Source organism: Aeromicrobium sp. Leaf272, assembly GCF_001422865.1.
In the GTDB taxonomy this organism is placed as follows: Bacteria; Actinomycetota; Actinomycetes; order Propionibacteriales; family Nocardioidaceae; genus Aeromicrobium.
In genome coordinates this window covers 150,947-151,926 of the sequence record NZ_LMMY01000015.1, presented here as the reverse complement: position 1 = coordinate 151,926, position 980 = coordinate 150,947, and the positions used below count along the sequence as shown (strand labels likewise).

At 67.3% G+C, this 980-nt stretch carries 1 protein-coding gene; it reads left to right on the top strand.

Going from position 1 to position 980, the window contains the following annotated elements; translation table 11 throughout:
* Window positions 1–274 precede the first annotated feature (274 nt).
* A complete protein-coding gene (locus tag ASF38_RS15940) occupies window positions 275–973 on the top strand; it encodes a family 16 glycosylhydrolase (protein WP_056577337.1) in 699 nt (232 codons plus the stop codon).
* The last annotated feature ends 7 nt before the right edge of the window (window positions 974–980 follow it).

The following is a 980-nucleotide window of genomic DNA, read 5'->3' as shown; positions in this document are numbered from 1 at the left end:
CACTCCGACGCCGTCACCCACTCCGACGCCGTCACCCACTCCGACGCCGTCACCCACTCCGACTCCGACGCCCACTCCGACGCCGACGCCCACTCCGACGCCGACGCCCACCCCGACGCCGTCACCCACCCCGACGCCGACCCCGACACCTGAGCCGACGCCTCCGCCGAGCACCTCGACGCAGACGTGCAACGACCTCAACGTCCCGAGCAAGCGGACGCTCGCGTTCTCCGACGAGTTCACCGGCACGAGTCTCGATCCCGGCAAGTGGCGGGTGCGGGACAAGACCCACCTGTCCTTCGACGCCGCGTACCTGACGAAGGACGCGATCGACGTCTCGGACGGCACGATGACGATCGAGGGCCGACGTCGCAGCAGCGCCGCGACGGTGAGCACCGGCATCAGGGAACGCTGGTACGACACCGGCTACATCGACACGATCGGCAAGTTCTCGCAGAAGTACGGCCGCTGGGAGATGCGCGCGAAGCTGCCGACCGCCCACACGATGACGCGCGGTGTCTGGCCGGCCTTCTGGCTCCGCGGCGACAGGACCAACGGCGAGATCGACATCATGGAGGCGTACGGAGGCGAGTCCATCCAGCGCTGGAACCCCGCGGGCTCGTACACGACGACCCTGTGGGAGGACACCAACCTCGGCAAGCAGCGAGGCGAGTGGTACTCCTGGGCCCACACGAACTGGGCGTCGAAGTCGCCCGGCGTGTACTCGGACTTCCACACCTACGGCTTCAACTGGACGCCCGACTGCATGCAGTTCACGTACGACGGCCAGGTGCTGTCGACCATCCCGGTCGAGGAGGTGCCCTGGGCCGAGAGCGCGTTCGACAGCCCGTTCAACATCCGTCTGAACATGCAGGTCGGCTCGTCCTACTGGGGCATGCCCGACCAGCAGTACACCAAGGACGCCTTCGACTACGTGGTCGACAGCGTGAAGGTGTACCGCATGAACCCCTGAGCGGCCT